Source organism: Spirillospora sp. NPDC000708 (assembly GCF_040299565.1).
In the GTDB taxonomy this organism is placed as follows: domain Bacteria; phylum Actinomycetota; class Actinomycetes; order Streptosporangiales; family Streptosporangiaceae; genus Spirillospora.
This window is the reverse complement of the sequence record NZ_JBEPCJ010000020.1, coordinates 99618-125298: the sequence shown is the minus strand read 5'-3', so window position 1 is coordinate 125298 and position 25681 is coordinate 99618. Positions and strand designations below refer to the sequence as shown.

Here is a 25681-nt window from a genome sequence, read left to right as displayed (position 1 = left end):
GGCGTCGCTTCGCGATGGACTTCGTCCACCCTTGACTTTGGAGCCTCTGCGGCCCCTGGGCAGGTGTTGGGGGCAGGCTCCGCCTGCCCCGCCCCGGGTCGCGCCGCCCCCACCGTCGCCCACGTAAGGGAACTGGAGGCGAAATAGCGCGATGAATTGGCGCCGACTCGAACCCCGCAAGGAAATGTAGGTATACCCAGCTATACCTATCCTCAGAGCAACAAAAATAGCCCCCCTTTCTCAACTCCAAAACCAGCCACAGTCGATATACTCGACTCATGCATTCGGTCAAGGTCGATCTCAACGAGGCGTCCACCATGGAATTGGTGAACGCCGCTGCGATGATCGCCGCCGAACTGGCCACCCGTGAGGCTCCCGAATCTCCGGCAGCATGCCTGGAACTCAGCGAAACCCTCGTGGCAGCGTCCGATATGCAGGAAAGCGCGCTGGCATCGTTCATCGGTCGGGTCGACACCGCCGGAGAACAGGCCCGGTGGGGATATCCCTCCGCACAGGCGTGGCTGCGGTCGCGGCTGGGCATGCGCGACAGCCGAGCCAAGGAGCGCCTCACCCTCGCCCGGCAGCGTCATCGCCTCCCCCAGGTGACCGAACGACTCGCCGCCGGGGACCTGTCCCACGGCTACGCCATCACCGTCGCCGACTCGGTCGCGCGCCTCGACGACCACGACTGCGCCGAGGCCGAGACAATCCTCCTCGGCTTCGTCGACCAAGGCTTCTCGGCCGGGAAGGTCGCCGCGTTCGGCCGCCGCATCCGAGACCTCATCGCCGAACGCGACGACACTGAAGACGCCCCCGACGAGGACACCAAGCGCGGCTACGACAAGTCGTGGATCACGACCACGCGTTCGCTGGACGGTGGCCGGTACGTCAAGGGCTGGCTGAACCCCGAGGACGCCGCCATCTGGGACGGCAGCCTGGCCCCGCTGGCCAAGCCGGCCGGGCCGGACGACCGCCGCGACCTCCCCGAACGCACCGCAGCCGCCTTGTCGAGCGTGCTCTCAGGCGGGCACAAGGCGTCCAAGGTCACCGTGATCTGCGACCTGGAGACGCTCACCGGCGGCAACGCCCCCGCCCGCCTCACCGACGGCACCCCCATCCCCGCCGCCCAAGCCCGCCGCATCGCCCTAGCCGCCGGAGTCTCACCCCTCCTCCTCGGACGCGGAAACACACCGCTCTACCTCGGCCACCGGGAACGATTCGCCTCCGCAGCACAACGCCAAGTCCTTGAGACGCTGTACTCCTCCTGCGCGGTACGAGGCTGCGAAGTGCCCGGAACGCTGTGCGAGGTCGACCACGTCCACGGATGGGCACTGGGACAATCGCCCACCGACATCGACCAGCTCGCCCTCACCTGCGGATGGCACAACCGCTTCAAACACAGTCGCCCCGATCAAGTTCAGATCACTAAAGATGGCGACGGGCGATACGTCTACCGGCTACTCCCACCAGCCGACGCCAGAGGATCCACAATCGGGACCGGGCCACCAGACAGCATCGGCCGCCCACCACCCGATAACCCCGCCCTCGACTGGGCCGCCTGATCAGCACTCGACACCGCCACACCGGATACACACACGCTCGCGCTACCGGCGCGGGAGGCGCCCGGACGCCTCCCCGCGCCGGGTGGCCGGGGCACCGCGAGCCCACCCCTGTCGCCACGCCGCTCTAATGCCTCCGGTGACCACTGCCTCCGGTGACCACGCCCGCGCCCTGGTGTCCGTACGGCTCTTCCAATGAACGGGCCGAGCGCTGCCGATCCCTCCGAGTCACCCCGGGCAAATCACCGAATGGCCTCGCCAGCGAACTCGGCGGCGGGTCTCTCGAATTCTCCTGGTCTCCCTTACGTGGGCGACGGTGGGGCGGCGCGACCCGGGGCGGGGCAGGCGGAGCCTGCCCCTAACGCTGCCTCAGGGGCCGCAGAGGCTCCAAAGTCAAGGGTGGACGAAGTCCATCGCGAAGCGACGCCGAAGGCGCCCTTGACTTTGGAGGGGCGGCCCCGTACGCAAGCGCCGCCCCCACCGCCTCTGGGCCCTATGCCCCGATGCCCCCGATACCCCGATGCCACCAATCGTCGATCCCGCCAATCCCGGACGCGCGACACCGGCGCGCAACACCGGCGCGCAACACCGACTAGCAAGCCCCGACTCGTCCACCCCGAATCGCAACCTCGACTCGTCCACCCCGAATCGCAACCTTGACTCGCGATCCTGGTGCGCCGCCCCACCCAGCCCACGAGCACCAACCCGCAAGCACCGCTCCCACAAGCATCCAACCGGCAAGCACCACGACCAGACGGCCCCACCGCCTGGCACCACCGCCAGACGGCACCACCAGGCATCACCGGCAGGCACCAGCGGCAGGCACCGCCGCCAGATGGCACCACCACAGACACCACCGGCAGGCACCACCCCAGCAGGCGGCAGGCAGCACCTCAGCTCTGCCTCACACCCCGGGTATCAACGTGCTATCCCCGCACGCACCAGTGCCTTCGCTTCGGTGCCGCTTCCATTGCCGCTCCGCTCGGCTCCAAGCGAAGCCGCGCCCAACGAAGCCGATCCAACAAAGCGAGCCAACAAAGCGAGCCAACAAAGCGAGCCGAGAGAAGCGAAGAGCGGCGTCCAAGCGCCTCTACTGGGCGAGTTCGGCGGTGAAGAGGGCGCGGACGCGGGCCCAGGAGTCTTCGGCGGCGGAGGCGTCGTAGGGTTCGCGGCCCGGGAAGAAGAAGGCGTGCTGCGCGCCCGGGTAGACGACTTCCTCGTGGCGGACGCCCGCCGACTCCAGGGCGGCGGTGATCTGGTCCCGTTGGGCCGCGTCGATGACGTGGTCGAGCTCGGCGAAGAACATGAGCGTGCGGACGTCCCCGGACGCGATGGCGGGGGCGTCGTCCAGCAGGGGTTCCGGGCGGCTGAGCGCGGTGCCGGCGACGGGGAGCCAGCCGGGGTAGTAGATCGCGGCGGCGGCGAGGTCGAGGCGGGTGGCGGCGAAGAAGGCGATGTGGCCGCCGAGGCTGAAGCCGAGGACGCCGGTCTTCTCGGTGGCGTTCGCGTGCTCGCGGACGTGGGCGACGCAGGCGCGCAGGTCGGCTTCGACGTCGTCGCGGGTGAGGCGGCCGAGGAGGTCGAAGGCGCGGGTGCGGTTGGCGTCGCTCTCGGCGAAGCCGGACGCGGTCTCGGGGCCGGAGCGGTGGTAGAGGTTCGGCGCGATGGCGACGTAGCCGAGCTCGGCGACCTGCCGGGCGATGTCGCGGACCTGGTCCGTCAGGCCCCACAGCTCGGAGCAGACGAGGACCGCCGGGTGCGCGCCGGAGCCGGACGGGCGGGCCAGGAACGCGTTCATCGGCGCCGGGCCCCCGACGTCGATCCGTACCTCGTCCGCGGTGATCTGGGTCGCCATGGGAGCCCCCGTCGTCAGGTCGCGCGCCCGCGGCGCGAACCCGATGATCTTACTCGCGCAGTGCGGCCCAGGCCGCTCCTACAAGTAGGCGCGCATGGGGACGGGGAACGCGGGCCTGGTCGAGTGGGCGGGCAGGGTCGCGACACGGCTGCTGCCCGTGCATGCTGGGGCGTCGTAGAGGCTGAGGAAGTACGGAGTGTTGTTGACGCCCGACCGGACGGTCTGGGACAGGGACGCGCACTGCGACGGATACCGGTCGAAACGCAGGACGGTGACGGCGCCGGTGTAGTCCGGGTTCTCGTAGAGGCATGCCGCGTCCTGCGGGCATGAGGACGGGTCGTCGGCGGCGGCGGGTGCCGCGGGTGCGACGGATCCCGCCGCGATCATGAGCGTGGTCGCCGCGAGCCGGAATCGACGGAGCATGGTGGTCCCCCTGGTGGCCGGTGCCTCTCCTTTCAAGATCATAGCCGTGCGTGATCATCTGACCGCGTACCGTCAGGACGTGGCGAGGCTCCGGCTCTTGCGGACGAGGGTGGCGCCGAGCAGCAGGACGAGCACGACGGCGATCGCGGTGAGCGAGGCGGCGACGCCGATGGTGGCCGCGCCGGGCACGGTGAGCAGGGTGAGGACGACCGCGACGGCGGTGAACGGGGGCGGGACGGTGACGTGCCCGAGCGGGGCGTGCAGGGCGTACAGCATGGCCAGGACGATCGCGACGGGCACGGCGGTCGCGGCGACGACGGTGGTCGCGCTCGCCGCGATGCCGTGCTCGCCCTCACCCGCGGACGCGACGGCGACCTCGAGTCCGGCGCCGAGTGCGGCGAGGGCCGCGAACATGGCGTAGTGGCCGTAGCCCCAGATGAACGAGCGGTCGCGCCGCGCTTCGAGGCCCTCGCCGGCGGGTTCGGAGAAGTAGATCCACCAGATCGTGAACAGGACGGTCAGCCCGGCGAGCGCGATGACGACGAGTTCGGCGCTGAGCCCGTGGGCGACGGCGCCCTGGACGGCGTTGGTGGCGGCGAGGACGCTCTCGCCGAGCAGGATGATGGTGAACAGGCCGTACCGTTCGGCGATGTGGTGCGGGTGCCAGGTCGTCATGCCGGGGCGTTCGGCGAACAGCGGGACGGACAGGTCCGCGAGGGCGCAGACGACGAACGCCCACACCGGGCCGTCGCCGGGGAGCGCGAGCCGGGACACCCACAGCACCTGGACGAGCGAGACCCCGATCGCGTAGCGCAGGGCGGTGGCGCGGCCGTCGGGGTGGGCGATGGCGGCGCGCACCCAGAGGCTGACGAGGCCGACGCGCATGACGAGGTAGCCGATGGTGACGGTGGTGAAGTCGCCGTCGAACGCCGACGGCACGCCCGCCGCGAGGACGAGGACGCCGGCCATCTGCAGGAACGTCATCACGCGGTACGGGACGTCGTCGGTGTCGTAGGCGGACGCGAACCAGGTGAAGTTCATCCACGCCCACCAGATCGCGAAGAACACGGCGAGGAACGCCCCGACCGCGTGGCCCGCGTGGCCCTCCTCGGTGGCGTGCGCGAGCCGTCCGGCGATCTGCGACACGGCGGCGACGAACGTCAGGTCGAACAGCAGCTCCAGGGGGCTGGAGACGCGGTGGGGTTCGGCCAGGTCACGGGCGACCATCCGGGTACGCAGCGATGGCATGCGCTCACTCTAGGGCGCGCCGCGCCCACGGGCGTTCTCAGAAGAACGCGGGCCCGCGGCGCAGCAGGGTGTCGTACAGCATCTGCTGGACGTTCTCGCGGACGTGGTCGGTGACGTTGAACAGGGTCATCGGGTCGTCGGCGTCCTCGGCGGCGTACTCCTCCAGCGTCATCGGCTCGCCGAACTGGATCATCCACTTGGACGGCAGCGGGACGAGCCCGGCGGGCCCGAGCAGCGGGAACGTCGGGGTGACGGGGAAGTACGGCAGGCCGAGCAGCCGGGCGAGCGGCCGCAGGTCGCCGATCTTGGGGTAGATCTCCTCGGCGCCGACGATGGCGGCCGGGACGATCGGGACGCCGGCGCGCAGCGCGGTGCCGACGAAGCCGCCGCGGCCGAAGCGCTGCAGCTTGTAGCGGTCGGCGAACGGTTTGCCGACGCCCTTGAAGCCCTCCGGGAACACCCCGACGAGCTCGCCCTTGCCGAGCAGCCGCGCGGCGTCGGCCTGGCAGGCGAGGGTGTGGCCGGCCTTGCGGGCCAGGTGCGCGAGGACGGGCACCTGGTAGACGAGGTCGGCGCCGAGGAGCCGGACGCACCGGCGGGCGTTGTCGTGCAGCGCGACCGACAGCATCAGCGCGTCGAGCGGGAGGGTGCCGGAGTGGTTGGCGACGATCAGCGCGCCGCCCTCCGCCGGGACGTTCTCGACGCCCGCGACCTCGACGCGGAACCAGCGCTCGTAGAGGGCGCGGGCCGCGGGGAGCAGGACGTTCTCGTTGAAGTCGGGGTCGTAGCCGAACTCGTCGACCTCGTACTCGCCGGAGATGCGGCGGCGCAGGAAGGCCAGTCCGGACGCGATGCGGCGCTCCAGCGGCCCGGGGCCGGTGCCGGCGTCGCCGCCGGACTCCCCCGCCTCGCCGCCGTCAGGGCGGGCCGAGGCGAGCCGGATGACCTGCGCGCCCTCGTCGTCCTCGTGGCGGGCGTGCATCATCCTGCCTCCTTCCCCGCGCGGCGCGGGCCGCACGGTGTCGTCCACCGGACGGGTCGCCCGGTCGCGCCGGCCGGACCGTGCCGGTACGGCCGCGCTCGCCGGTCAGCCGCGCAGCAGCGAGGCCAGCCGTGCCGCCGGGCCGTGGCGGCCGAGGCCCTGGGCGGCGACGAAGTCGGCGAACGCCGCCTCCGACCCGTACTTCGGGCGCCATGCCAGCTCCTCCTCCAGGGCCGAGGTGTCGATGACCCGGCCGTAGGTGAGCCAGCGCAGCAGCTCGGGCGAGAATCCCGACATGCCCGCGAACCGCCGTCCCATGTCGCCGAACAGCGAGATCGACGGCGCCGGGACGGGCACGTAGGGGCGGCCCGCGCGGCGCAGCGCCTGCGACAGCAGGAGCACGCCGTCGCCGGCCACGTTGTAGCAGCCGGGGTGGTCCTCGACGGTCATCCGCCGCAGCACCTCGACGCCGTCGTCCTCGTGGACGAACTGGAGCCGGGGATCGAAGCCCAGCACCGTCGGGACGACCGGCATGCGCAGGTACCGCGTGAGCGGCGAGTCGACGCCGGGGCCGACGAAGTTGGCGAACCGCAGCACCGACACCGTCAGGTCGGAGCGGCGCCGCGTCAGCCCGCGGACGTATCCCTCGACCTCGACGGCGTCCTTGGCGTACCCGGACGTCGGCGCCTCGACGGGCTCGTCCCGCTCGGTGAACACGGCCGGGTCCATCGGGGAGGAGCCGTAGACGGCGGCCGAGGACCGCACGACGAGCTTGCGCGCGTCGGGCGAGCGCTGGCACGCCCCGAGGAGCTGCATCGTCCCGATGACGTTGAGCTCTTTCACCTTCGCCCGCGGCACCGACGCCGAGGTGACCAGGTTGAGGTGCACCACGGTGTCGACCCGGGCGGACGAGATGATCTTCGCGATGCCGGGCGTGCGGATGTCGACCCGCACGAACTCGGTGCGGCCGAGCGGCATCGTGGGCGGCACGGTGTCCACCCCGATGACCCGCTCGATCCCCGGGTCGGCCTGCAGGGCGTGCGCGACCCGCGCCCCCAGGAAACGGGAGACGCCCGTGACGAGGACGACACGGGCCGCGGCGGGCTTGGCTGGCCCCGACTCGGCAGGCACTGTGCGCCCCACCCCTTACGGCTGAGCGACCGGCGTGCTCACTTCTTGTTGCGGCGCTGGATGCGCGTCTTCTTCAGCAGCTTGCGGTGCTTCTTCTTGGCCATCCGCTTGCGGCGCTTCTTGATGACAGAGCCCACGAGACCTCGCTCGGCGTATCGGGTGTTGTGCAGGAGACGAACGTGCCGCAGGCGAGTGATGACTCGATACGCGCGCACGGTCCGCTGCCCAAGGGTACCGCTGCGCAGGTGGAGATCTCGCCGCGGCATGGCGCGCGGCGACCGGCACCGCGCCGCGCGCGCCGTCCCGCGGCGCCGCCCGCGATGCCGGGCACCGTTCCGCGCGGGCGGGCGGGGATGGTGACTCCGCCCGTCCCGCGGTGTCCGGACCGGCTCCGGACCGGGGGTCGCGCGGGGCATCGGCGATGCCCCGTCCGCCCGGTCCCCGGGTCCGGCGGCCTACCGGCCGCCGGCCGGTCCTCGTCCTGTTTCCCCAGCTCCGGGACGGTCCTCGCGGGTCGTCCCGGCGCCCCCTGCACGGCCGGGTGGCAGGTTCGGCGAGGGCCTGTCGGCCCCGCCCTCACCCGTTATCCGGCTTCGATGTACGCGTCGCGCAGGTAGTCGTGAACAGCCTGTTCGGGGACCCGGAACGAGCGGCCCACCCGGATGGCGGGAAGCTCGCCCGAGTGGACGAGGCGGTAGACGGTCATCTTGGACACCCGCATCACCGAGGCCACTTCGGCCACGGTCAGGAACCTGACCTCGCTGAGAGGTCGCTCGCCTGAGCTCATCGGACGCCCTCTTCCACACGTGCCGCGCACCGGCCCTTCGGGTGACTTTGATCACGCACGTGTACTTCCTCCAGCGTAAATCGCGTATCGGCAGTCGCAAGAGGGGAGTTCCGCACATTTCCGTATCCGACCCTGACCGGGCGGCCATATCGTTGCTCCCGTACGGAGCGCGAACATGACGGCACTGGGCGTGGCAATCCCACCGAATGTCAACCGAAAACAGGCGATGACCTGCGACTCAGAGGTTCGCGCTGGGGCCGCGCCAAACCACGGACACCGTTACGGCAGCCCTGTCACACCCAGTGACAGGATGGACGGCCGCGCCGGAAGGTAAGCAAGGTCAGTCCTTCGGGGACAGCCCCGCGCGGGCGAGGAGATACGCCGTCAAGGGCCCGTAATGGTGCGGAGACACGCCGTCGTCCAGCGGGACGACCACATCGATCTTGCCTTCGGCGGCGCCGGCGAACAGCGCGGGATCGTTACAGTCCGCGAATCCGACGGTGTCGATGCCTGCCTGGCCGGCGGCGCCCGCCCAGCCGTGATCGGCAATGGCCAGATCCGGCCAAGAATCGTGTTTATCGTTCATGGTCTCGCCGTTTCCGCTATCAGCGGACGCGGCTGCAGCGGACGCGGCCGGGCCGGCGCCTCCCGAGGCCAGCTCGCGGAGCATCGCCTCCATCGGATGCGGGTCGTGCGTGTGGTGGGTGCGGAAGTCCTCGCCCTCCAGCATCGCCACGCCCGGCTCGGCGTAGACGATCCGGCGCAGGTCGGAGCCGCCGTAGTCGACCTCGATCTCGTACGTCCAGCCCGCCGCCGGGGTCAGGATGCGGCAGCCCGCGCCCGCCAGCGCCCGCGCGACGCCCTGGTACAGCGGGGTCAGCGTGGCCGGATGCCCGGTCGCGATCACCACGGTCTCCCGGCGGCGCGCCGCGAGGCCGATCCGGTCGCCCATCGCCTCCAGCGTGTCGAGGGTGATGTCGGGGTCGATCGTGTCGTCGCCGTACACGTGCCGCGGATCCGGGTTCACGCCGCAGCGCTCGACCATCATCTCCAGCACGGACCGCTCCGTCCACGACGGCTTGAGCTCCAGCCCGAACCGGTAGTACGGGTTGCCGGCCGCCATCCGCCGGTAGTGCAGCAGGTTGTTCTGCCGCGGTGTCGCCACGTCGCCCGCGATCATCGTGCGGACGAGGTGCGCGCGCAGTTCGTCCCGCGTGGGGGGCTTGCCAGGATCCGCCATCACTCGTCCGCCGCCGCTCTACTTGTCGCTTGTCGCTCGTCGCTCGTCGTCGCCCGTCCGCGGTGACTCGCCGCGGTCACTCGTCCGTCATCGGGTCGAGGCCGTGCTCGGGGAAGACCTCCCGCCGGGTCGCCAGGATCGCCTGGTCGACCGGGTTCGCCGGGTCGTAGCCGTTCCCCCACCGGTGCACCTCCACCACGTCCGTCCCGTCCGTCATCCGGCGCGGGGCGATCTCGCCGGTGCGCCTCCGCACGAACTCGCGCCAGGCGTCCGGGGTCTCGGTGGCCGGCGCGATCGGGTCGCCGGACGCCTCCGCCAGCAGGTGCGTCCAGGCGCGCGGGACGACCTGGACCAGCTCGTAGCCACCGCCGCCGGTGAGGATCCAGCGGCCGCCGGCCGTCTCGTGCGCGAGCCGGTGCAGCGCCGCGTACGCGGTCCGCTGCCCGTCCACGGTGAGGATCAGGTGGGCGAGCGGGTCGAGCGCGTGCGAGTCGGCGCCCTGCTGGGTGACGAGCACCTGCGGGCGGAACCGGCGCAGCAGCTGCGGGACGACCGCGTCGAACGCGCGCAGCCAGGACGCGTCGTTGGTGCCGGGCGGCAGCGAGACGTTGACCGCCGTGCCGTCGGCGCCGGTCTCGGTGGGGAACCCCGTGCCGGGGAACAGCGTCCGCGGCGTCTCGTGCAGGCTGATCGTCAGGACGCGCGGGTCGTCGTAGAACGCGGCCTGGACACCGTCGCCGTGGTGCACGTCGATGTCGACATAGGCGACGCGCTCGGCGCCGTTCTCCAGCAGCCACGCGATCGCGACGGCCGGGTCGTTGTAGACGCAGAAGCCGCTCGCGGCGCCGCTCAGCGCGTGGTGCAGGCCGCCGGAGACGTTCGCGGCGTGCTCGGCGCGGCCCGTCCAGACCGCCTCCGCCGCGGCCACCGAGGCGCCCGTCACCAGCGCGGACGCGTCGTGCATGCCGAGGAAGACGGGATTGTCGTCGGTGCCGAGGCCGTACCGCGGCTCCGGCAGCCCGGTCGCGCCCGCGTGCTTGACGGCCGCGATGTACGCCTCCTCGTGGACGAGGCGGAGCAGCTTGTCGTCGGCGGTCTCGAACTCCGACACCCGCACGTTGCTGCGGTCCAGCACGCCGAGCTCGCGGGCCAGCGCCATCGTCAGCTCGACGCGGACCGGGTTCATCGGGTGGCCGGGCCCGAAGTCGTAGGAGACGAGCCGGTCGTCCCAGAAGATCTCCAGCCCGCAGCCCCGGGGCGGAGGCTGGGAGGGCGGCGCGACGCTCATGACCTCACGGTATCGCGGCGGGTCCGTGGCCAGGATCACAGACCCCACCGGTCCGGACGTCCCTCGCGATCAAGCTGTGATGTTGATTACACGACATAAATGGGCATGTACATAACACAACGGAAACAGCCAGTGAGGTGCCGATGGACCAGAGCGTCCGCAGCCGCGCGATCTCCGGCGCCCTCCGGCTGGGCGTCCACCCCTTCATGCACCGGGTCCCCGGGCACGCCCCGAGCATCCGCACCGCCCGCTCCGCCGTGGACGCCGCGTCCCTGCTGCTGCGGGCCGGCTCGCGGGCCCGGGTCGTCCCGCTGGCGGACCCGCGCGTCGAGAGCCCCGGTGACCGACCGGTCAGGGGCGAGTGGGTCGTCGCCCGGGACGCGCCCGAGGCCCCCGCCGCGGGCGCGTCGCCCGCGGGCGCGATCCTCTACCTGCACGGCGGCGGCTACGTCGTCTGCTCGCCGCGCACCCATCGGTCGATCACGTCGCGGCTGGCGGTCGAGACCGGGCTGCCCGTCCTCGTGCCCCGCTACCGGCTCGCGCCCGAGCACCCCTTCCCCGCCGCGCTGGAGGACGCCGTCGCCGCCTACCGGTGGCTGCTCGACCGCGGCGTCCCCGCGTCCGGGATCGTCGTGGCGGGCGACTCGGCGGGCGGGCACCTCGCCGCCACGCTGGCGGGCGAGATCTGCAGGACGGGGCTGCCGTCCCCCGCCGGGATCGTCCTGTTCTCCCCCTGGGTCGACCTGACCTGCGAGCTGTCCACCCGCGAGCAGCGGCGCGCCCGCGACCCGTACATCAGCGCGTACGCGGCGCGCCGGGTCGCCCGCCTCGTGGTGGGGCCGGGCGGCTTCGACGACCCGCGCCTCGCCCTGCTCACCTGCGCGTGGACGGACACGCCGCCGGTGCTGATCCAGGTCGGCGGCGCGGAGGTGCTGCGCCCCGAGGCGGAGGCGCTCGCGGACGCGCTGACCGCCGCGGGCGCCGACTGCGAGCTCCAGGTCTGGAAGGGGCAGATGCACGTCTTCCAGATCCTCAACCGGGTGCTTCCGGAGGCGAGCGCGGCGATGCGCGACGCCGCCCGCTTCATCGGGTCCGTCACGGCCCCGGCGCCCAAGAAGTCGGAGGTCGCGGCGTAGGCGCGCGGACCTACCGGCCGTCGCCCTTGCCCTCCTCGGGCGCGGAACGGCGGTTCGCGGCCAGGAGCGCGGCCGCGTGGTCGGCCATGAAGCGCGGCACGCCGAGCCTGATGAGCGTGCGGTGCAGCAGCGTCCGCTCCACGGGGGACGCCGCGCGGGGCACGCCCGCGTCCCGTTTCCGCCGGTCGACCATCCCGCGCCTCCCCCGCCGTCATCAAGATCAACGGGGATGGTAGCCAGGAAAATCCCTGTTTCACCCGGGAATCGGACTCATTAGCCACGCTAGGGAATCTGCCCGTCACCCCGCGTGGCCCGATCACCGGGTCGTCGCGGGTCAGAAGTTGCGGGCGTGCTCGGGCTCGAAGACCGGGTCGCCGTCCTCCGGCCGGCGACGGACGGTGAGGAAGCCGACCGCCGCCGCGACCGTCGCGATCCCCTCTCCGACCAGGCTGATCGTCTTCTTGGTGTACCAGACGGGCTCGTGCATGTCCGGCAGCGGACCGAGCGCGCCGACGTCGACGTAGTAGTAGAGCAGGAGCGCGCCGACCGCGCTCCCCGCGACGAGGAACGCCAGCGCGTACGACCAGCGGGCCGCGTAGGTGAGAATGATCACCGCGACGACGGCGGCGATCCCGGCCTGGATGCGGAAGAGCAGGTCGCCGTGGATCGAGCCGCCCTGGACGAACGCCATCTGGGGAGCGAACCTCCAGTGCACGACGGCGTCCGCGGCGAGTCCCGCGGCGACCAGCAGTCGGAGTATGAGTCGCATACTCCTAACACGGCCCCGCACCCCCGCCCGGCTCAACCCGATCATTCGGAATTCCACTTTTTCCGGGCGATGTGCGCGGTGCGGGGCAAAACAGGGCAGGGCAGGCGGGGCGGAGCAGGGCAGGCGGGCGGGGCGGGGCGGGGCGGGGCGGTCAGCCGCCGGCGAGCTCCCGGCCGCGGTTGCGGGCCGCCTCGATCGCCTCCAGGACGGCGGCGCGGACGCCGTGCCGCTCCAGCTCCCGGATGGCCGAGATCGTCGTCCCGCCCGGGGACGTCACGGCCTCGCGCAGCAGCACCGGATGCTCGCCGGAGTCGCGCAGCATCACCGCGGCGCCGACGGCGGACTGGATCACCATCTCCAGCGCGGCGGCGCGCGGCATGCCGAGCAGGATGCCGGCGTCGACCATCGCCTCGACCAGGTAGTAGAAGTACGCGGGGCCGCTGCCGGACAGGGCCGTCGCGCCGTCCTGCAGCGACTCGGGGATGCGCAGCACCTTCCCGACCGGCGACAGCAGCTCCTCGGCGAGCTTCAGGTGCTCCTCGCCCGCGTGCGACCCCGCCGAGATGACGCTCATCGCCTCGTCCACGTGGACGGGCGTGTTCGACATGACGCGGACCACCGGCGTCCCGGCCGGGAGCCGCTCCTCGATGAACGCCGTGGGGATGCCCGCCGCCATGGAGACGACCATCCGGTCGCCGCCGACGTGCGGGCGGATCTCGTCCAGCAGCGCGCCCATGTCCTGCGGCTTCACCGCGATGACCAGCGTATCGGCCTTCGCGGCGGCGTCGGCGTTGGACACGGTCTCGATGCCGTAGCGCTCGCGCAGCAGCGCCGCGCGCTCCTCGCGGCGCGCGGTCGCCACGAGCTCGGACGGGCGGCGGCCGGCCCGGAGCACCCCGGACAGCAGCGCCTCGCCCATCTTCCCGGCACCCAGAATCGCGATCATCGGCATACCTTGACGTGGGGATCCAGTGACCGGACCAGCCTATCGGGGGCCGCCCGGCCACCGGACGGCCAGGCGCGGACGGTCAGGCGCGGTGGACGAGGGAGCGCGCGAACAGCTTGAGGTTGGACGGCCTCTCCGCGAGGCGCCGCATGAAGTACTCGTACCACTCGCGCCCGTAGGCGACGTACACGCGGACCTGCGCGCCCTTCGCCGCGAGACGGCGCTGCTCCGCTGAGCGGATGCCGTAGAGCATCTGGTACTCGAACGTGTCGGCGTCGCGCTCGTTCAGCACCGCCAGCGCGCCGCCGATGTCGATGAGGCGCGGGTCGTGGGTGGCGATCATGGGGTAGCCCTTGCCCGCCATCAGGACCTTCATACAGCGGACGTACGACTTGTCGATCTCTTCCTTGTCGGTGAAGGCCACCGCATCGGGCGCGGCGTAGGCGCCCTTGCATAGCCTCACGCGGGACCCCTCGTACGCCAGCTCCGCGCAGTGCTCCTCCGCGCGCCGCAGGTACGCCTGGATGACCGCGCCCACGTCCGGGAAGTCGCGGCGCAGCTCGTGGACGATCCGCAGCGTCGCGTCGACCATGGTGTGCTCTTCCATGTCGAGCGTGACGGTCGTGCTGGCGGAGCGTGCCGCGCCGCAGATGCGGCGCGCGTTCTCCAGTGCGGTTTCCTCGCCCAGGGTCAGCCCGATCGCCGACAGCTTCACCGACACCTCGGCGCGCGCCCCCAGCCCGGACTCCCCGAGCCGTTCGAGCAGGGCGACGTAGTGGTCGACGTTGGCCTCGACACGCCCGCCGTCCTCGGTGTCCTCGCCGAGGACGTCCAGCGTGACGAGCAGACCCTCCGCGGTGAGGTCATCGATGACGCGCGCCGCGTCGTCCATGGTCTCCCCGGCGACGAACCGCCGGACGACGTCGCCGGTGAACGGCGCGGTCTCCATGATCCGGCGTGCGCCGCCACTGCGCGACGCGAACAGCAACGCCTGACGAAGCACTGGTGCACAACCCCTTGTCCGGCGGGACGGCCCGCTCCTTCACAGCCGCCGTCCCCTCCCGCCCAGGTTATGCCCGGACCGGCGCCCCGATCACGACGCCCCGGCCCGGGAGCCCGCTCAGGACACCGTGCCGACGCCGTGGCCGCCGCCGTACTTCTGGACGTACTGCTGCATGCCGGCCGTCTTCACCGCCTCGAACAGCGTCTTCGCCTTGGCCGGGTCCAGGAAGACCACGCTCTGCTTGTTGCGCATCCCGGTGCCCTTATAGGGCGTCGTAAGGAACGTCACGTCGCCGACGCGCAGGTGCCGCAGGCTCAGCGCCAGCGAGCGCAGGTCCCCCGCCGACTCGCTCGAGTCGACGCTGATCGACTTGGTGAACGCCGACAGGAACCGGTCGAGCTTCAGCGGGTTGGTGATCGTGCCGCCGTCCGCGGCCTGCTTGGCGAGCGCGCCGAGGAACGCCTGCTGCCGCTTGATCCGGTCGAAGTCGCCGTTCGGCAGGTTGTAGCGCTGCCGGACGAACAGCAGCGCCTCCTCGCCGTTCAGCTTCTGCCGGCCGGCGTTCCACCGCTTCTTGCGGGCCGGGTCGTACACGCTCTGCTTGATGTCGACGGTGACGCCGCCCAGCGCGTCCGTCATCGACTTGAAGCCCTCGAAGTCGATCGCGCCGTAGTGGTCGATCCGGACGCCGGTGAGGTTCTCCATCGTCTCGATCAGCAGCTTCGGCCCGCCGAACGAGAACGCGGCGTTGATCTTCTGCTTGCCGTACCCGGGGATCTGCACGTAGGAGTCCCGGGGGAAGGAGATGATGTACGCCTTCTTCCGGTCCGCCGGGAGGTGCAGCAGCATGATCGTGTCGGTGCGCTGCTGGCCCGGCTTCCAGAGGTCGCCGCCGCCGTCTCCGGTCGTGCCGACGTCGGCGCGGGTGTCGGAGCCGACCAGCAGCCAGTTCTCGGTGCCCGCGCTGTTCGGGCCGGGCCGCTTGCCGCCCGGCATGACGCCCTGGATCCGGTGGATGTTGCCGTTGTACGACGACTGGCGCTGCCAGATCAGCCCGCCGATCCCCGCCACGAGCAGCACGAGGAACACGCCGATCGCGAGCAGGACGCGCGGCCAGCGCTTCTTGCGCGGGCGCACGCCGTCGCCGTCGTCGCCGGGTCCGCCGCCCCAGAACGCCGCGCTGTCGGGGTCCTCACCACCGGGACCGCCTGGACCGCCGGGGCCGCCGTCTCCGGGTCCGGACGGGCCGCCAGGCCCGCCGGGCGCACCGTGCCCCTCGTGCCCGCCGATGCCGGGACCGCCGGGACCGCCGGGGCCGGCAAGGCCCGGCGCGGCGTGGGCCCCGGTCGCGCCGGGGCCGGACGGAGCGCCCGGACCTGCCGGGACGCCCGGACCCGCCGGGGCGTCGGGGGCTCCGGACGCGTGGCGTCCCGCGTGCGGCGGCAGGGCCCCATCGGGCCGCTGCGGCAGCGGCGGGCCGGGGAGGTCTCGGGGGGTCATGGCGCAGAAGCTACCAGCCCGATCAGTGCGGTTAAGGCGCGTTTCACCCGTCCGTCCTGATCGAGACCGGTCCCGGCCCCCGGGTAAACCTCCGGGCTACGGCGTCCTTCTCGGCAGGGTCGCGGCGCCGAGGAGGAGGGCGACGACGGTGAAGGCGGCGATCACGGCGATGTCCGTCGTGAGGGTGCCGGTGAAACCGGGCTTGGCGCTGATCTCCTGCATGCCCTGCACCGCGTAGGTCAGCGGCAGCACCCGGGAGACCGCCTCCAGCCATCCCGCCATCTGGTCGCGCGGGATGATCAGCCCGCACAGCAGCGTCTGCGGCAGCACGAACGCCGGCATGAACTGGACGGCCTGGAACTCGGTGCGGGCGAACGCGCTGGCGAACAGGCCGAGGGCCATGCCGAGCAGCGCGTCGAGCACCGCGACGAGGACCAGGGAGCCGAGCGAGCCGGTCAGGTCCAGCCCAAGCCAGGTCAGCGAGATCACCAGGACCACGCCGACCTGCACCAGCGCGGCGAGCCCGAACGCGAGCGCGTAGCCGAGCAGCAGGTCGAGCTTGCCGAGCGGCATGCTCATGAGGCGTTCGAGGGTGCCGCCGGTGCGCTCGCGGAGCGTGGCGACGCTGGTCACGACGAACATGACGACGAACGGGAACAGCCCGAGCAGCATCGGGCCGAGCCGGTCGAACATCGCCGGCGCCTGGAACACGTACCGCAGCAGGATCATCAGCAGGCTCGGCACGACGACCAGCAGCGCGACGGTGCGGTGGTCGTGCCTGAGCTGGGTGAGGATGCGGCGGGCGGTGGCGAGGGTGATCGCGGGGTTCACGCGGGGCTCCCGGCGGTCTCGGCGATGAGGCGGAGGAACGCCTCCTCCAGGTCGGGGGCGCCGGTCCGCTCGCGCAGCTCGTCGGGGGCGCCGTCGGCGAGGATGCGCCCCTCGCGCATCAGCAGCAGCCGGTCGGTGCGGCCCGCCTCGTCCATGACGTGGCTGGACACGATGAGCGTGACGCCGCGTCCGGCGAGCGTCCGGAACAGCGCCCACAGCTCCTGCCTCAAGACGGGGTCGAGGCCGACGGTGGGCTCGTCGAGGACGAGCAGTTCCGGCGAGCCGAGGAGGGCGACGGCGAGGTTGGCGCGGTTGTGCTGCCCGCCGGACAGCGTCGCGACCGGCTGGTCGCGGTTGCCGGCGAGGCCGACCTCCTCGATGACGCGGTCGGCGTCGCCGCGCGGCGCGCCCAGCACGGAGGCGAAGTAACGGAGGTTCTCGGCGACGGTCAGGTCCCCGTAGACGGCCGGGGTCTGGGTCGCGTAGCCGACGCGGTTCCGCAGTCCGCGCGACCCGGCGTCCTCCCCGAGGACGGTGACGCGGCCGCTCTCGACGACCTGGACGCCGACGAGCGCCCGCATCACGGTGGTCTTGCCGCAGCCGCTCGGGCCGAGCAGCCCGACGACGCGGCCGCGCGGGACGTCGAAGCTCAGTCCGTGCAGGACCTCGCGTCCGCCGCGCACCACCCGCAGGTCCCGCACTTCCACGGCGGGACTGGAACTCATCATGTGATGAATTTAAGTCCGCGCGGAGGCCCGGTCAAGAGCCGGGAAGGTCCGGTTTCCGCACCCGGTTCCCGTGCGGGTTCCGTCCGGGGGCTCCGTGCGGGGAGGGACGTCAGTCCAGGTAGCGCTGGAGGGTCGGCGCGACCAGCTCGACCAGCTCGTCCTCGCTCGCGGACGCCATCGGCTCGACCCGCAGCACGTACCGCAGGATCATCACGCCGATCATCTGCCCGACCGCCGCCTGGACGTTCAGCCGCGGCAGGGACCCGGCCGCCTCGGCGCGGCCGAGCAGCGCCGACGTCACGAACTCGCGCATCATCGCCGCCGCCCGCTCGTTGGTCATCGCCGAGCGCAGCATCGCCAGGATGGGCGCGCGCCGGTCCGCGTCGGCCCAGACCTGCAGGAACGTCCGGACGATCGTCTCGCCGAGCCGCTCGCGCGGCTGCGACAGCAAGTGCGGCAGCACGACCGACGGGTCCACCGGGAACCGCATGGCCTCGACGAACACGCCCTCCTTCGTGCCGAAGAAGTGGTGCACGAGCGCCGGGTCGACGCCGGCGGCGCGGGCGATCGCGCGCAGCGACGTCCCGTCGTAGCCCTTGTCGGCGAACATCTCGCGCGCCTCGGCGAGGATCGCCTCGCGCGTCTCGGTCGGGCCGGGCCGGCGGCCCCGCGCGGACGCGGTCCGCCCGGAGCGCGCCCCCTCGGTCACCGGGCGCCCCGGCGGGTGACCTCCCCGCCCGAGGTGACCTGCCAGGTGTGGTCGGCGGCGGCCAGGTGCAGCCGGGCGAACGCGAGCGCCTCGGCCAGGTCCTCCATGCGCTCGGCGCGGCTGGACGCGCGGCGCGTGTTGACCTCCAGGACGACGTGCCCGCGGAACCCGGACTCGGCGAGCGTCTCCAGCATCGGCCCGCACGGCTGGTTGCCGCGGCCCGGGACGAGGTGCTCGTCCTTGTTGGTGATCCCGACGCCGTCGGCGAGGTGGATGTGGCGGAGCCGGTCGCCGAGGCCCGCGGCCATGCCGAGGGCGTCGGAACCGGACACGGCGGTGTGCGACAGGTCCAGCGTGACGTGCGGGTAGTCCTGGTCGACGGGGTTCCAGTCGGGCAGGTACATGCCGGCCTCGGCGCCGCGCGCCTTGAGCGGGAACATGTTCTCGACCGCGAACAGCACGTCCGTCTCGTCCTGCATGCGGGCCAGGCCCTCGACGAACTCCTTGGCGTAGTCGCGCTGCCAGCGGAACGGCGGGTGGACGACCACGACGTCGGCGCCGAGCTCCTCGGCGACCTCCTTGGAGCGGACCAGCTTGCCCCACGGCTCGCGGCCCCAGACCCGCTGGGTGAGCAGCAGGCAGGGCGCGTGGATCGACTTGATCGGGACCTGGTGGTAGTCGGACAGGCGGCGCAGGACGTTGAGGTCCTGCGAGGACGCGTCCGTGGACACCATGACCTCGATGCCGTCGTAGCCGAGCAGCGCGGCGATCTCGAAGGCGCTCGGCACCTTCTCGGGATAGACCGACGCGGTGGACAGCGTGATCGGTGCGTCCGGCACGCGCAGGGCCGGTGAACGGGCGCCGTTGTGCTGCGGGGTCAAGGCTTCCTCGCCAGGAATGATCGCTCGGCTGGGTCCGTGAGAGGCGGTGTTCGTAAAGGAAAGCCTATGCGCCCGCGCCGGTGATGAAACCCTCGCCCCGAGTGATCCGCGCTGCTTCCCGCAGGGGCCGCTCCGGGCGCGGCTACGCTCTGTTCCCGTGGCCGAGATCGCGCCGGGCGCCGTGCCGAGCCCGAACATCTGGAACTCCCCGCAGGTCTACGAGCTGGAGAACCGCGCGGTGGACCCCGACGGCGTGCTGGACGCGGCGATGCGCGCGATCCGGCCGTGGACGGGCGCGACCGTGCTGGACCTCGGCTGCGGCACCGGCTTCCACCTGCCGCATTTCGCCGCGGAGGCGGACCGGGTGATCGGGATCGAGCCGCACGCGGGCCTCGCGGGGGCCGCGGCGCGCCGCGTCCGCGATCTTCCGAACGTCACCGTGCGTGTCGGCGCGGCGCAGGCGCTGCCGCTGCCGGACGCGTCGGTCGACGTCGTGCACGTCCGGTGGGCGTACTTCTTCGGGCCGGGCTGCGAGCCGGGCCTCGCCGAGCTGGACCGGGTCGTCCGGCGCGGCGGGGCGGTCTTCGTCATCGACAACGACGCGACCCGGTCCACGTTCGGCCGCTGGTTCCGGCGCGGGCTGCCGAAGTACGACCCGGAGGCCGTCGAGCGGTTCTGGACGCGGCGCGGCTTCACCCGCGAGCCGCTGATGATCAAATGGTCGTTCGGGAGCCGGGAGGACCTCGCGGCGGTGCTGCGGATCGAGTTCCCCGCCGACCTCGCGGACGAGTTCCTGCGCGAGCATGCCGGCCTCGAAGTGGACTACGCCGTCAATCTGTGGTGGCGTTGCGCCTGAGGTTACTGACGAGTCCGTCACAGTCGGCGTCCCGATGTGGCCACTCTTGGACCCCGCGTACAACAATTGGCGCCGTACCCCCACCGGCGCCGAAGGCGCCGCGACGCTGCCCCCCGGCCGGCGTCCGCCCGAAGGAACGGAGGAACCGGCCATGGGCCGTGCCGCCAGGACGAGCCGCAATGTGATCGCCGCCGCCGCGCTCGCCGGAGCCGGCGCCGGGGCGGGACTGGCCCTGCAGCGCCGCGCCGTCCGCCGCCTCCAGCTGCGGCCCGACCCCTACGCCGGGGAGCCGTTCGGCTCCCTGCGCGGCCGCCCCGTCCCCGTCCGCGCCGACGACGGCACCCGGCTCTACGCCGAGATCGACGGCGAGGACCGCACCGACCTCGCCGTCGTGTTCTCGCACGGCTGGACCCTCACCCAGGACTCCTGGCACTTCCAGCGCAAGGCGCTGCGCGGCCTCGGCCGGCTCGTCTTCTGGGACCAGCGCGGCCACGGCCGCTCCGACGGCGGCGCCCGCGACGGCTACACCCTCGACCGCCTCGCGGGCGACCTCGCCGCCGTCATCGACGCCACCGTCCCCGCGGACACGCCCGTCGTCCTCGTCGGCCACTCCATGGGCGGCATGACCACCATGCGGTACGCCGACGCCAACGCCGGGCTCGTCGGCGGCAAGATCGCCGCCACCGGGCTGCTGTGCACCTCGTCCGGCGGCCTCGGCGAGGTCACCCTCGGCCTGCCGGCCCTCGTCGCGCGCTCCACCCAGCGCGTCCTGCCGCGCGCCCTGCGCGCCCTCGGCGCCGGCTCCGCCGCCATCGAGAAGGTCCGGCACCTCGGCCGCGACGGCTCCATGCTGATCGAGGACCTCATCGCCTTCGGCCCCGACGCCAGCCCCGCCGCCGTCGCGTTCGCCGAGCAGATGATGACCGAGACCCGGATGGACGCCTTCATCGACTTCCTCCACTCGATGGTCACCACCGAGGTCATCAGCGACTGCGCCGCCCTCGGCGCCGCCGACACCCTGGTCATCGGCGCGGAGAACGACATGCTCACCCCGGTCGAGCACAGCCTCGAGATCGCCGGCTGCGTGCCGTCCGCCCGCCTGGAGGTCGTCCCCACCGCCGGCCACATGGCCATGCTGGAACGCCCCAGCATCGTCTCCGACCACCTGGGCGACCTCATCGAACGCGCCCGTAAGCAGTGTTGACCCAGGGGGGCGACCCCCTGGAACCCCCGTCGCGGTCGGCAACCTGTTTCCCGCTCCGCTAGAGCTCCGCGCGAAACAGGCCGCCGACCGTCGGGCAGGCCCGCTGCGCTCGCTGCACTCGCTCCGCGTGCCTGCCCGTGACGCCGGCTGAGCTTCAACCCGCCGGGGCCGGGGTTCGAGCCGCCGGGGCCGGGGTTCGAGCCGACGGGGCCGGGGTTCGAGCCGGCGGGGCTGGGGGTTCGAGCCGGCGGGGCTGGTGGGGCGGGCTTTCGGGGCGGACTGTCGGCGGGGGGCTCTAGAGTCTCGGGGCATGGCGAAGGCTAAGACGGCGAAGGCCGCCTACCGCTGCTCGGAATGCGGCTGGCAGACCTCGAAGTGGGTGGGGCGCTGCGGCGAGTGCCAGACGTGGGGCACGGTCACCGAGGCGGCGTCCGCCACCCCCGCGCGGGTCGTGACCGCCGGGCCCGTCAGCACGCCCGCCAAGCCGATCGGGCAGGTCGACGTCCAGAACGCGCAGACCCGGCCCACCGGGCTGGACGAGCTCGACCGCGTGCTCGGCGGCGGCATCGTGCCCGGGGCCGTGCTGCTGCTCGCGGGCGAGCCCGGCATCGGCAAGTCCACGCTGCTGCTGGAGGTCGCGGCGCTGGCGTCCACGCCGCCGGAGGCGGCCGTCCCGCGGCAGGCCCCCGCCACCGCCAGGCGCGTCCTGTACGTGACCGGGGAGGAGTCGGCCGAGCAGGTCCGGCTGCGCGCCGACCGGGTCGGCGCCATCACCGACGACCTGTACCTGGCCGCCGAGACCGAGCTGTCCGCCGTCCTCGGGCACGTCGACGCCGTCGAGCCCACCCTCCTGGTCGTCGACTCGATCCAGACCATCGGGACGTCCGAGGTCGACGGCGCGCCCGGCGGCGTCACGCAGATCCGCGAGGTCGCCGCGAACCTGATCAGGATCGCCAAGGAGCGCGGCATCACCGTCGTGCTGGTCGGCCACGTCACCAAGGAGGGCGCGATCGCGGGCCCCCGCCTGCTGGAGCACCTCGTCGACGTCGTCCTGTACTTCGAGGGCGACCGGCACTCCCGGCTCCGGATGATCCGCGCCGTGAAGAACCGCTACGGCCCGACCGACGAGCTGGGCTGCTTCGACCTGTCGGAGGTCGGGATCGTCGGGCTGCCCGACCCGAGCGGGCTGTTCCTCACCCGCCGCGAGGAGCCCGTCCCCGGCACGTGCGTCACCGTCACGCTGGAGGGCCGCCGGCCGCTCGTCGCGGAGGTGCAGGCGCTCGTCGCCAAGTCGCACCTGCCCGCGCCGCGGCGCGCCACGTCCGGCCTCGACACCTCCCGCGTCGCGATGGTGCTGGCCGTCCTCGCCCAGCGCTGCAAGATCTCGATGCACGAGCAGGACGTGTACGTCTCCACCGTCGGCGGCGTCCGGCTCGCCGAGACCTCCGTCGACCTCGCGCTCGGCCTCGCCGTCGCCGGGTCCACCGTCGAGCAGGCGCTGTCGAGCAGCCTGATCGCGCTCGGCGAGGTCGGCCTCGCGGGCGAGGTCCGGGTCGTGCCCGGCGTGCAGCGGCGGCTCGCCGAGGCCGCCCGGCTCGGGTTCAAGCACGCCGTCGTCCCGCGCGGGTCCCTGGAACTCGCCGACGGCTCGCCGCTCAAGCGCGCCGACCCGCAGCTCACGAGCTACGAGGGCATGAAGGTGATGGAGGTCGACAGCCTGCAACAGGCGCTCCAGGTCGCCTTTACCGCGCCATGACGCGGGTAGCGCGAGAGTATTACGGCACGCGTCAGAGGGATGCGACCAGGGGAGGAACCGGGTCACCGCCCTGCTCGGTAAACTGACGCCGTCCAGCGACCTCCGGGGGCCAGGTGCCAGAACACGACAAGGCTCATGACGAACGACGCCGCGCCACGCTCGCCGCGGTGGCCCCGGGCACGCAGATCCGCGACGGCCTGGAACGCATCCTGCGGGGGCACACCGGCGGGCTGATCGTCCTCGGCTACGACCAGGCCGTCGAGGACCTGTGCTCGGGCGGCTTCGAACTCGACGTCGAGTTCTCCGCGACGCGGCTGCGCGAGCTGGCCAAGATGGACGGCGCGATCGTGCTGGACAACGACCACTCCCGCATCGTGCGGGCCGCCGTCCACCTCGTGCCGGACTCCACCATCCCCACCGAGGAGTCGGGCACCCGGCACCGCACCGCCGAGCGCGTCGCCCGCCAGACGCCCCACCCGGTCATCTCGGTGAGCCAGTCGATGCGGATCATCGCGCTCTACCTGGACGGCATCCGCTACGTCCTGGAGGACTCCGCGGCGATCCTGTCGAAGGCCAACCAGGCGCTCGCCACGCTCGAGCGCTACAAGCTGCGCCTCGACGAGGTGTCCGGCACGCTGTCCGCGCTGGAGATCGAGGACCTCGTCACGGTCCGCGACGTCAGCGCGGTCGTGCAGCGGCTGGAGATGGTGCGCCGCATCGCCGACGAGATCGAGGGCTACGTCGTCGAGCTCGGCACCGACGGCCGGCTGCTCTCCCTGCAGCTGGACGAGCTGGTCTCCGGCGTCGACGTCGACCGGGAGCTGATCGTCCGCGACTACCCGTCGGACGACACCCGCGCCCGCGGCGTGTCGGCGATCCTGTCCGCGCTGGACACGCTGTCGGCCAACGAGCTGCTCGACCTGTCCACGGTCGCGGAGGTGATGGGGTTCGCCGGGCCGGACGCCCTCGACCTGCCGGTCAGCCCGAAGGGGTTCCGGCTGCTGGCGAAGGTGCCGCGGCTGCCCAGCATGGTCGTCGAGCGGCTCGTGGAGCACTTCGGCGGGCTGCAGAAGCTCCTCGCCGCGAGCATCGACGACCTGCAGGCCGTCGGCGGGGTCGGCGAGTCCCGCGCCCGCAGCGTCCGCGAGGGCCTGTCGCGGCTCGCCGAGTCGTCGATCCTCGAACGCTACGTCTGACGGTCGCGAGGGTCAGCGGAGGTGGAAGATCCGCTTGCCGGCCTTCCCGCCCTTCAGCGACGCGACGTAGGTTCCGGGCCGGGCGGGCGCGCCGCCGCAGCCGCGGCGGCGGTCCCAGGTGAAGGCGGCCGTGGAGGGGACGCCGCGCCGCAGCGTCCGCTTTCCTTTCCCGGCCTTGAGGCACTCCCCCGATGACCAGATCCGGTCTTTCCCGGACCTGACGACGACGGAGAGCGTTCCAGCGTCGAATCCGCAGGACGCGCTGCTCGTGTTCACGACGGTGACGCCGAACCGCGGCTCCTGCCCCGCCGCGTACGTCTTCGCCGCCGACATGGTGAACACCAGGTCGTGCGCGTTGCACGGCGCGCCGTCCTCCGCGGCCTCCGCGGCCTCCGGCGTGACGGTCGTGGTGACGGTCACCGTCGGTATCGCTCCCGGCGGCAGGGCGGGCGCGGCCGAATCGATCGCCCCGGCGTTCCGGACCGGTTCCTTCTCGCCGCCCCCGCTGCTCCCGCCGCCGCACGCCCAGGCCAGCGCCGCGACCGCACCGGCCGTTCCGGCGAGCACCGCCACGCGGCGCCGCCAATACCGGTCCAGGGATAAATGACGCTCGGTACCCGTATCCATACGGTCAGTATGCATTCGCTGAATCGGCACAGGGGTCCGACCCGCCGCATGCCACAATGGCGGTCCGCCATGAACTCCACCTATACCGATCCGATTCTCGACTGGTACGCCGCGAGCGCGCGGGATCTCCCGTGGCGCGCCGCCGACGCCACCTCCTGGGGCGTCCTCGTCAGCGAGATCATGCTCCAGCAGACCCCCGTCGTCCGCGTCCTGCCCGTCTGGCGGGCCTGGATGGAGCGGTGGCCCACCCCCGCGGCGCTCGCCGCCGAACCGTCCGGCGAGGCCGTCCGCGCCTGGGGCCGGCTCGGCTACCCGCGCCGCGCGCTGCGCCTGCACGAGAGCGCCCGCGCGATCACCGAGCGGCACGGCGGCGAGGTCCCCTCGTCGCACGCCGACCTGCTCGCCCTGCCCGGCATCGGCTCCTACACCGCCGCGGCCGTCGCCAGCTTCGCGTTCCGGCAGCGCCACGCCGTCCTCGACACCAACGTCCGCCGCGTCCTGGCCCGGCTCGTCTCAGGCGAGGAGTACCCGCCCAAGGCGCAGACCAAGGCGGAGGTGGCGCTCGCCGAGGGCCTGGTGCCCCTCGACCCGCCGACCGCCGCGCGCTGGGCCGTCGCCGTCATGGAGCTCGGCGCGCTCGTCTGCACGGCCCGCACGCCGCGCTGCGCCGACTGCCCGGTCCTCGCGCAGTGCGCCTGGCATCTGAACGGACGTCCCGCCTACGACGGCCCGCCCCGCCGGGGACAGACCTACGCGGGCACCGACCGCCAGTGCCGGGGCCGCCTCCTCGCCGTCCTCCGCGACGCCGACGGGCCCGTGGAGAAGCCCGCCCTCGACGTCGTCTGGTCCGACGCCCTACAGCGCGAACGCGCCCTTGACGCGCTCATAGCGGACGGCCTCGTCGACCCCCTCGACGACGGCCGCTACACCCTCCCCACCTGAGCGACCGCGCCGACGCCGGCACGGGGGCGGTCTGCGGGGATATTGGGTGGTCGGGCGGGCCGGTGGGGTCGTACCGTTCGGCGG

26 protein-coding genes are annotated in these 25681 nt (G+C 72.5%); 7 read left to right on the top strand and 19 right to left on the bottom strand.

Annotated elements, in window-relative coordinates; all coding sequences use genetic code 11:
* Positions 1 to 278: 278 nt before the first annotated feature.
* Positions 279 to 1562, top strand: a complete 1284-nt coding sequence (locus ABT299_RS17170; RefSeq protein ID WP_500251357.1) for an HNH endonuclease signature motif containing protein — start codon at positions 279 to 281, stop codon at positions 1560 to 1562.
* 1087 nt (positions 1563 to 2649) lie between these two features.
* Here the strand turns inward: ABT299_RS17170 and ABT299_RS17165 are convergent.
* The 9 genes from ABT299_RS17165 to ABT299_RS17125 form a co-directional block, all read right to left on the bottom strand.
* Positions 2650 to 3414 carry a dienelactone hydrolase family protein gene (locus ABT299_RS17165; protein WP_387031966.1) on the bottom strand — a complete coding sequence of 255 codons (765 nt, stop codon included), beginning with the start codon at positions 3412 to 3414 and terminating at the stop codon, positions 2650 to 2652.
* Positions 3415 to 3492: 78 nt separating this feature from the next.
* Complete coding sequence (locus ABT299_RS17160) at positions 3493 to 3837, bottom strand: peptidase inhibitor family I36 protein (protein WP_500251356.1); 345 nt, start codon at positions 3835 to 3837, stop codon at positions 3493 to 3495.
* A 72-nt stretch (positions 3838 to 3909) separates the two neighbouring features.
* Positions 3910 to 5085, bottom strand: a complete 1176-nt coding sequence (locus tag ABT299_RS17155) for a low temperature requirement protein A (RefSeq protein WP_500251355.1) — start codon at positions 5083 to 5085, stop codon at positions 3910 to 3912.
* 37 nt (positions 5086 to 5122) lie between these two features.
* Positions 5123 to 6070, bottom strand: coding sequence for a lysophospholipid acyltransferase family protein (locus tag ABT299_RS17150; protein WP_433146790.1), 948 nt, complete (start codon positions 6068 to 6070; stop codon positions 5123 to 5125).
* 102 nt (positions 6071 to 6172) lie between these two features.
* Complete coding sequence (locus ABT299_RS17145) at positions 6173 to 7198, bottom strand: NAD-dependent epimerase/dehydratase family protein (protein ID WP_500200835.1); 1026 nt, start codon at positions 7196 to 7198, stop codon at positions 6173 to 6175.
* Positions 7199 to 7236: 38 nt separating this feature from the next.
* Positions 7237 to 7335: a 30S ribosomal protein bS22 gene (locus ABT299_RS17140; RefSeq protein WP_018654693.1), complete on the bottom strand. Its 99-nt coding sequence runs from the start codon at positions 7333 to 7335 to the stop codon at positions 7237 to 7239.
* A 446-nt stretch (positions 7336 to 7781) separates the two neighbouring features.
* Positions 7782 to 7985, bottom strand: coding sequence for a helix-turn-helix domain-containing protein (locus ABT299_RS17135; RefSeq protein WP_067466901.1), 204 nt, complete (start codon positions 7983 to 7985; stop codon positions 7782 to 7784).
* 340 nt (positions 7986 to 8325) lie between these two features.
* Positions 8326 to 9225 carry a phosphatase gene (locus ABT299_RS17130; protein ID WP_500251354.1) on the bottom strand — a complete coding sequence of 300 codons (900 nt, stop codon included), beginning with the start codon at positions 9223 to 9225 and terminating at the stop codon, positions 8326 to 8328.
* Positions 9226 to 9301: 76 nt separating this feature from the next.
* Complete coding sequence (locus tag ABT299_RS17125; protein WP_387031973.1) at positions 9302 to 10462, bottom strand: acetoin utilization protein AcuC; 1161 nt, start codon at positions 10460 to 10462, stop codon at positions 9302 to 9304.
* Positions 10463 to 10656: 194 nt separating this feature from the next.
* On the opposite strand from ABT299_RS17125, the gene ABT299_RS17120 reads away from it, so the two are divergent.
* Positions 10657 to 11649 (top strand): alpha/beta hydrolase, encoded by a 993-nt coding sequence (locus ABT299_RS17120; protein ID WP_433244745.1) that lies wholly within the window; start codon positions 10657 to 10659, stop codon positions 11647 to 11649.
* 10 nt (positions 11650 to 11659) lie between these two features.
* Here the strand turns inward: ABT299_RS17120 and ABT299_RS17115 are convergent, their stop codons facing one another.
* The 9 genes from ABT299_RS17115 to ABT299_RS17075 all read right to left on the bottom strand — a co-directional run bounded on the left by ABT299_RS17115 (position 11660) and on the right by ABT299_RS17075 (position 19016).
* Positions 11660 to 11842 (bottom strand): hypothetical protein, encoded by a 183-nt coding sequence (locus tag ABT299_RS17115; protein ID WP_500251353.1) that lies wholly within the window; start codon positions 11840 to 11842, stop codon positions 11660 to 11662.
* Positions 11843 to 11983: 141 nt separating this feature from the next.
* The gene (locus ABT299_RS17110) at positions 11984 to 12418 is read right to left on the bottom strand and encodes a hypothetical protein (RefSeq protein ID WP_500251352.1); all 435 of its coding nucleotides are present in this window, start codon (positions 12416 to 12418) and stop codon (positions 11984 to 11986) included.
* A gap of 151 nt (positions 12419 to 12569) precedes the next feature.
* Positions 12570 to 13364: a pyrroline-5-carboxylate reductase gene (gene proC / locus ABT299_RS17105; protein ID WP_500251351.1), complete on the bottom strand. Its 795-nt coding sequence runs from the start codon at positions 13362 to 13364 to the stop codon at positions 12570 to 12572.
* A gap of 82 nt (positions 13365 to 13446) precedes the next feature.
* A complete protein-coding gene (locus tag ABT299_RS17100) occupies positions 13447 to 14367 on the bottom strand; it encodes a proline dehydrogenase family protein (RefSeq protein ID WP_500251350.1) in 921 nt (306 codons plus the stop codon).
* A gap of 117 nt (positions 14368 to 14484) precedes the next feature.
* Positions 14485 to 15867 (bottom strand): LCP family protein, encoded by a 1383-nt coding sequence (locus ABT299_RS17095; protein WP_500251349.1) that lies wholly within the window; start codon positions 15865 to 15867, stop codon positions 14485 to 14487.
* Between the two features lie 96 nt (positions 15868 to 15963).
* Positions 15964 to 16698: an ABC transporter permease gene (locus ABT299_RS17090; RefSeq protein ID WP_500251348.1), complete on the bottom strand. Its 735-nt coding sequence runs from the start codon at positions 16696 to 16698 to the stop codon at positions 15964 to 15966.
* Entirely contained in the window at positions 16695 to 17426 is a 732-nt protein-coding gene (locus ABT299_RS17085) for an ABC transporter ATP-binding protein (protein WP_387031951.1), read from the bottom strand. The genes ABT299_RS17090 and ABT299_RS17085 overlap by 4 nt, the downstream gene beginning before the upstream one ends.
* 109 nt (positions 17427 to 17535) lie before the next feature.
* Positions 17536 to 18135, bottom strand: a complete 600-nt coding sequence (locus ABT299_RS17080) for a TetR/AcrR family transcriptional regulator (RefSeq protein WP_500251347.1) — start codon at positions 18133 to 18135, stop codon at positions 17536 to 17538.
* Entirely contained in the window at positions 18132 to 19016 is an 885-nt protein-coding gene (locus ABT299_RS17075; protein WP_190859443.1) for a sugar phosphate isomerase/epimerase family protein, read from the bottom strand. Before ABT299_RS17075 ends, ABT299_RS17080 begins: the two co-directional genes overlap by 4 nt.
* Before the next feature lie 157 nt (positions 19017 to 19173).
* Here ABT299_RS17075 and ABT299_RS17070 point away from each other — a divergent pair, with 157 nt between their 5' ends.
* The 4 genes from ABT299_RS17070 (at position 19174) to disA (ending at position 24028) form a co-directional block, all read left to right on the top strand.
* A complete protein-coding gene (locus tag ABT299_RS17070) occupies positions 19174 to 19872 on the top strand; it encodes a class I SAM-dependent methyltransferase (protein WP_500251346.1) in 699 nt (232 codons plus the stop codon).
* A 151-nt stretch (positions 19873 to 20023) separates the two neighbouring features.
* Positions 20024 to 21076 (top strand): alpha/beta fold hydrolase, encoded by a 1053-nt coding sequence (locus tag ABT299_RS17065; protein WP_433146750.1) that lies wholly within the window; start codon positions 20024 to 20026, stop codon positions 21074 to 21076.
* 310 nt (positions 21077 to 21386) lie between these two features.
* Entirely contained in the window at positions 21387 to 22832 is a 1446-nt protein-coding gene (gene radA, locus ABT299_RS17060; RefSeq protein ID WP_190859449.1) for a DNA repair protein RadA, read from the top strand.
* A 113-nt stretch (positions 22833 to 22945) separates the two neighbouring features.
* Positions 22946 to 24028: a DNA integrity scanning diadenylate cyclase DisA gene (gene disA, locus ABT299_RS17055; protein ID WP_190859451.1), complete on the top strand. Its 1083-nt coding sequence runs from the start codon at positions 22946 to 22948 to the stop codon at positions 24026 to 24028.
* 12 nt (positions 24029 to 24040) lie between these two features.
* Here the strand turns inward: disA and ABT299_RS17050 are convergent, their stop codons facing one another.
* The gene (locus ABT299_RS17050; protein ID WP_500251345.1) at positions 24041 to 24655 is read right to left on the bottom strand and encodes a hypothetical protein; all 615 of its coding nucleotides are present in this window, start codon (positions 24653 to 24655) and stop codon (positions 24041 to 24043) included.
* Positions 24656 to 24724: 69 nt separating this feature from the next.
* On the opposite strand from ABT299_RS17050, the gene ABT299_RS17045 reads away from it, so the two are divergent.
* The gene (locus ABT299_RS17045; RefSeq protein ID WP_500251344.1) at positions 24725 to 25597 is read left to right on the top strand and encodes an HhH-GPD family protein; all 873 of its coding nucleotides are present in this window, start codon (positions 24725 to 24727) and stop codon (positions 25595 to 25597) included.
* Positions 25598 to 25681 lie beyond the last annotated feature (84 nt).